Origin of the sequence: Actinomadura fibrosa, from assembly GCF_900659615.1 — a bacterium.
Classification (GTDB): Bacteria; Actinomycetota; Actinomycetes; order Streptosporangiales; family Streptosporangiaceae; genus Spirillospora; species Spirillospora fibrosa.
On record NZ_CAACUY010000374.1, the window covers coordinates 1 to 6,273 of the forward strand.

Annotated in this window: 2 protein-coding genes and 1 pseudogene; 2 read left to right on the forward strand and 1 reads right to left on the reverse strand. The window is 75.0% G+C overall.

The genetic code is table 11. The features are described from left to right. Positions 1–164 precede the first annotated feature (164 nt). Positions 165–905 carry a thioesterase II family protein gene (locus tag E1300_RS46445; protein WP_131763654.1) on the forward strand — a complete coding sequence of 247 codons (741 nt, stop codon included), beginning with the start codon at positions 165–167 and terminating at the stop codon, positions 903–905. A gap of 119 nt (positions 906–1,024) precedes the next feature. Here E1300_RS46445 and E1300_RS46450 read toward each other — a convergent pair whose 3' ends face one another. Continuing rightward, complete coding sequence (locus E1300_RS46450) at positions 1,025–4,030, reverse strand: helix-turn-helix transcriptional regulator (protein WP_207400385.1); 3,006 nt, start codon at positions 4,028–4,030, stop codon at positions 1,025–1,027. A gap of 1,281 nt (positions 4,031–5,311) precedes the next feature. On the opposite strand from E1300_RS46450, the pseudogene E1300_RS46455 reads away from it, so the two are divergent. Further along, positions 5,312–6,121 (forward strand): annotated as a pseudogene (locus tag E1300_RS46455) (MFS transporter); the annotation flags it as partial. Positions 6,122–6,273 lie beyond the last annotated feature (152 nt).

Below are 6,273 nucleotides of genomic sequence, written 5' to 3' on the forward strand. Positions count from 1 at the left end.
GTACCGGGCGGCCGCGTCCTGGACGTCCGGGTAGCCGGGCGCCACACGCCGCGGTCCCCGTCCAGCGGGCTCGCCGCGGCCTCCCGCCACGTCCCGCACGGCCCGCTCCCGGCCGGCGGGCCCCCGCCTCCCGCCCGGCCCCCCGCCACGTAAGGAATGCCGCCATGCCTGGGAACGATCCCGCCCTCCCGTGGATCCGGCGGTTGCGGCCCGGCCTGAGAAGCAAGGTCCTCATGTTCTGCCTGCCGTACGGGAACGCCCCGGCGGCCGTCTTCGACGCGTTCGCCGAGGCGCTGGCCCCGTCGGTCGACGTCCTCGCCGTCCGGCACGACGTCGCGGACGGGCCGGTCCGGGGCCTGGCGGCGGAGAGCATCGAGGACCGGGCCGACCGGCTCGTCGAGGCCGTCGGCGACCGCGTCGACCGCCCGGTCGCGCTGTTCGGGCACGGCTCGGGCGCCGTGCTCGCCTTCGAGCTCGCGCGGCGGCTGGAGGAGGAGTACGCGATCGACCCCGTGGCGCTGTTCACGGCGGGCTGCGCCGCGCCGTCCCGGATCAGGGACGGCGGCGTGCGCGCGGCGGACGGCGCCTACGCGGGCATCGGGGCGTACGACTGCGACGGCCGGATGCGGGTGCGGACCGACATCTTCGCGTTCGGCGGGGAGGGCGACGCCGAGACCCCCGTGCCCGACGTCCTCGGCTGGCGCCGGCACACGGCCGGCGAGTTCCAGGCCAAGATCTTCACCGGCGGGCGGCGCTTCCTCGACGAGCACTTCGCCGAGGTGGTGAACGCGGTCACCGACTTCCTGCTGCCCGTGTTCGGCGCGGAGGTCATCGACATCCGCCGCGCCGGCTTCGGCCGGCCGGGCCGCCGGAGGGGCCGCGGCACCGGCGATCCCTGCCGCTGAGACGGGGACGCCCCTGCCCCTCGGGACGAGGCAGGGGCCGGGCGGCGCCGGTCGGGCGCTCGCGGGCCGGAATCCAGGGGCGGGCCCTCGCACGCTTCAGGGCCGCCGCCGGGTGGCGGTCAGACGGCTTCCGAACTGTCGACGTGCATCCCCGCGAGCAGCTGCTCGCGGTTCCTGATGTCCATCTTGCGGTAGACGCGGGTGAGGTGCTGCTCCACGGTGCTGACCGTGATGAACAGCTTCCCGGCGATCTCCCGGTTGGTGTAGCCCTGCGCGGCCAGCACCGCGACGCGCCGCTCGGAGTCGCTCAGCTTGGCGAACGTGGTGTGTCCCGCGCCGCCGTCCCGCGGGTCGCCGGACCCCGCGGCGGCGGCGCGCGGCGCGTACGTCGGCAGCAGCGTCTGGCACATGGCCTCCGCCTGGCAGCTCTTGGCGATCCGCCACGCCCGCCGCGCGGTCGTCCGCGCCTTCGCCTTCTCGCCGAGCCGCTGGTAGGCGCCGCTCAGGTCGGCGAGGACGCCCGCCGTCTCGTACCGGGCGCCGCTGACCTCCAGTAAGCGGAGCGCGTCCTGCAGTATCACCGGCTGCTTGCCGACGGCCCGCACCGAGGCGAGGGCGCGCAGCACGAGCCCGCGCGAGCGCACCAGCCGGCCGTCCGCCCGGGCGAGCTGCTCCTCGATCAGGTGCGTCGCCTGCTCGGTGTCGCCGAGCCGCAGCCACGCCTCCGCGGCGCCGAGCCGCCACGGGACGAGCGCCGGCGTGTCGATGTTCCAGCGCCGCATCAGCTCGCCGCACTCCATGAAGTCGGAGAGCGCCATGTACATGTTGTCGGTGGCGAGGTGGTGGCGGCCCCGCGCGTACAGGTAGTGCAGCCCCGGGCGGGTGAGGAACAGCGCGGGCGGCACCTCCGTCGCCAGGTGCCGCGCGGCGGCCTGGTGGTCGCCCATCGCGGTGTGCGCCTCGACGAGGACAGCGAGGGCCAGCGCGGAGCTGACGTTCCAGCGCGGCCCGGACAGCACCTCCAGCGCCGAACCGGCCTGCTTCACCGCCTCGGCGAGCCGTCCGCGGCGGAGCGCGACCAGCGCGCCGGTGCACTCGATGACCGCGCCCCAGGCGGGCGCCTCGTGCCCGCCGACCTCGGTCGTCAGGCGCTCGCACCAGTCGGCGGCGGCCTCCAGCCGGTCGGCGTAGAGCAGCGACATCAGCGCCGCCAGATACCCCTTGATCATGAGCGGCGGGCGGAGGTCGCTGCTCTGCAGCACCTGCTCGGCGACGGCGATCGCGTACTCGTCCGCGCCGCGCTCCAGGACCAGCGTCAGCGCGTGCCCGGCGCGCAGCTCGGACGGGGACGTCGCCGACGCGCCGGCGGCGGGAAGCGGGCGGGCGGTGCGCTCCAGCAGGCCGGGGAACTCCGCGGCCAGCAGCACGCCGGTGGCGCGCAGCTCGGCCGAGGTGTCGCCCTGGTCGTGCTCGTCGGTGTTGAGGTGGTCGATGACCTCCAGCGCCTCGTCGACGTGCAGGCTGAACAGCATGCCCTGGGCGCTGCGCAGCGCGTCCGCGCCGCGCAGCCGGCCGGCGAGGGCGGGCCCCTTCAGCGCGAGGAAGTGCGGGGCCGAGGTCGCCGGCGCGAGCTGCCACTGGATCCCGGCCGCCTGCGCCCGGACGGCGGCGCGCTCCGCCTCGTCCGCGCAGCACTCGGCGGCCAGCTCCAGGTAGCGCGTGACCAGCGGGATGTCGTTGCCGCTCAGGGCGTGCGCGACGGCCTCCCGCAGCACCGGCAGCACCCATCGCTCCCGCAGCGGGCTCGCGTCCACCAGCAGCGCGGCGACGGCCGGCGCCGGCGCCCCGTCGTCGTGCAGGAGCCGGGCGGCGCGGTGACGCAGGGCGGCCGCCTCGCCCGGCGGGGTGTCGTGCAGGACCGCCTGCTGGACGGCGGCCCGCCGGAACCGCGCCCGGTGCAGCACGCCGGTCGCCGTGAGCGCCCGGAGGAGCCGGCCGACCAGCTCGGCGTCGAGGCGGCTCAGCCGGGACAGCAGCAGCGGGCTCGCCGTCCCCTCCAGCACCGCGATGCTGCGGGCGAGCTGGACCGCCGCCGGACCGGCCCGGTGCAGGCAGGCGAGCACCGCCTGGTGGAACAGGTGGCCCGTCGGCAGGCCGTCCGGCGCGGCCGCGGCGGCCGTCCCGGGCGTCCCGGCGACGTCGGGCGCGTCGCAGAACCGGTGCTCCTCCAGCAGTGCCTGCACCAGCAGCGGGTTCCCCCCGCTGAGGGCCCGCACCTCCTCGACCAGGCGGGTGGTGTGGGCGCAGGCGGTGCGGCCCCCGGCCAGCAGGCCGATCTCGTCCAGCGAGAACGGCTGGAGGAGGATCCGCCGGACGCCCGGGCTGTAGAGCAGGTCGTGCAGGACGCGCGGCGGCCTGTCCTCGATGGGCGTCCCGTAGGCGAACACGAGCGCGACGGGGAGCGAGGCCAGGCGCTGGGCGACGTACTGGAGGCACCGCAGCGACGCGGCGTCCGCGTGCTGGACGTCGTCGACGACGATGACGAGGGCCCGCTCGCCCGCCAGCGCGTTGACGCGCGCCTGCGTCTCACGGGCGACGACGAGCAGATCACGCTCGCCCGGCCCCGACCCCGCCCCAGCGAAGTGCCCGGCAGCGGCAGCGTGCTCGACCACGGTGGCGTGCCCGGCAGGGGTGGCGTGCCCGGCAGGGGTGGCGTGCCCGGAAACGGCGACGTTGCCGGACCCGGTGGCGTACCCGGTAGGGGCGGCGTGCCCGGACGTGGTGGCGTGCTCGGAAACGGCGACGTTTCCGGGCGCCGTGGCGGTCCCGGGGACGGCGGCGGGTGCGAACGCGGGGGTGGCGGTGCCGGCCCCGCGGGCGGCCGTGTCGATCGCGGGGAAGAGCTGGCCGAGCACCCCGAAGGGCAGATCGCGCTCGTGCCGGCAGCTCACCGCGGTGAGGACCAGCGCGCCGGACGACGCCGCCCGCTCCGCCACGGTGTTGAGCAGGGACGTCTTGCCCATCCCGACCGACCCGCTGATCGCGGCGGCGCCCCCCTTCCCCCGCGCGGACGTGATCAACAGCTCGTCGAGCAGTCGGAGTGTCTTGTCTCGCCTCACCAACACCGCTGAGCTTCCCCCTCTGTCAGCTTCTGGTCCCGGGCCCCGGAGCCGGATCGCGTCCCCGGCGCGCTGTGCCGTCCGGCCATGCGGGGAGCCGCCCGGCCGGCACGCGTTGCCCGGCGCGGGGCCGTGCTTCGCCGCTTCGTTCATCCGTGCTTCGTGACCTGTTCCTCGCCCGTTCGATACAGCGGGCGGTATGTACTGATCTGTCCGGGCGTTTCGTTGTATTTCCCGGCGATCCACGATGGCAGCCTATTGCGGACCCCTTATCCGGGGCACCCCTAACCGCCCCTAGTCATATCCCGAAGGGGACGCCGTGATCGCCGCGAATGAAGATCGTTGAGATCCGCCCGGCCTTATGCCGGCCGTTCGGTGAACGGTCGTTCGCGATCTGTGAGAATGGCCGCGATGATCACTTGCCGTAGATGTCCGCGCACGCACAGGCAAGAATCGCCGCAAGTTACGGCTGTGTGAATGGGCCTGAGAATTCCCGTGACGGTATGCGAGAGCGGCACGCCGCGAAGGCGCGCCGCCGGTGCTGAACATTCAATCGTCTCCCCACACCCGTGCTCCGGCTTCCCGCCATTAGATGCGGTTCCGGCCTTGACGGTTCGTTTGTGCGGGGTCGGTGATTGTGTCAAACGGCGCGGGCGCGGCCCGGGCCGGTGCTATCGCGCTGATCGGTCTCGCGGGCGCCGGCGTCTCCGCGCCGGAGCGGGGGCCCGCCGGGGCCTGGGAACGCTGGTCCCCGTAGGGAAGGGAGCGGGCCGCGGCTCGCCTGATACGCGGGGACCGGCGGATTCCGGGGCAGGACACCGGCGCAGGCCGCGCCGGTGCCTCCGCGCCGCCGCGAGGAGTGCGGTGCGAGCCATGCCGTGAGAGTCTCTGGCGGAGGGCACTCCTTCATTGTCGCCGAGGGCGCTTACCGATCGCTTACCTTGTCCGCCGGCGGCGGTCTCGCCGCAGGTCCGGCGCGGGTGCGGCGCGGAGCGGCGGTCTTCCCCCTCGGTCGCGCCGCGGTGCCGCCGACCAGCCGCTTTGCGATCTTCGGCCCCATTCCGGCCGGCCTCCCGCGCGGCGCCCTCGTCTTGGGTTCCCGAACGGCCTGTCCGGGAGCGGCCACCAGGGAATTCTCCAGAGACCGCGAGAAACCGACGCTCGTACGGCGCCGGGCCGCACGTCGGGCGTACAGGACGCGGTGGGGACCGGCCCCGCCGTTCCGCCATCGGCACGGATCGATCTCCGGATAGCATGGCGACGTCTCGAAATGTGGGGGATTTCACGATGGGACGGTCGGGGGCCGCCGCGACGCGGGCGTCCACCACGATCACGCGCGGTGCCGGGGCCGGTGCCCGCGCGCTCTACGCCGTGTACGCGGCCGAGGGGCTGGCCTTCGCCGCCGTCATCTCCCGCAGCCCCGAGCTCCAGCGGGCGCACGAGCTGAGCGACGACGCCATCAACCTGCTGGTGGTGTGCATCCCGGTGCTGGCCGTCGCGGGCGGGCTCCTCGCCGCCCGGCTCGCCGCGCGGACCGGCTCCGGCCCGGTGCTGCGCTGGGCGCAGGTGCTGTTCCCCGTCGCGGTGCTGCTGATCGGCCTGCCCGCCGGGCTCGGCGGACTGCTCGCGGCGCTCGCGCTGTTCGCCCTGTCGATGGGCGTGCTGGACGCGGCGATGAACGCCCAGGCCGTCGCGGCGCAGCGGCGCGCGGGGCGCAGCATGGTCAACGGCTTCTTCGCGGTCTTCAGCGCGATGGGCATCGCGGGCTCGCTCTGGATCTCGCTGGCCAACCACCTGGACCTCTCGCTGGCGGCGGGCTTCGCCCCACCCGCCGCGGTGGGCCTGCTCATCGCGCTCGGGATCGCCCGCGCGCGGCTTCCGGGCGACGCGCCGGCCGTCCCCGGCGACGGTGCGCGCGGCGGGCCCGGAACGTCCCCGGCACCGCTGCCTGGTGATTCGCCGGTCGTCCCCGAGGAAGGGGCACGTGGCGCTCCCGGCGACCATCGGCCGCTCGCGGACCAGGCCCCGACCGTGCCCTGGCGCCCGCTGCTGGTCATCGGAGGCGTGCTGGCCTGCGCGTACGTGGCCGAGGGCGCGGTGACGGGGTTCGCCGTCAAGTACGTCCAGGACGGGCTGGGCGGGTCCGCGAGCGGCGCGATCGTCCTCGTGACCCACGATGAGGGGGCGGTCGAGGCGCTCCGGCCGGAAAGAGTGATTTTGCTGCCGGATGGTGTCGAAGACATCTGGAG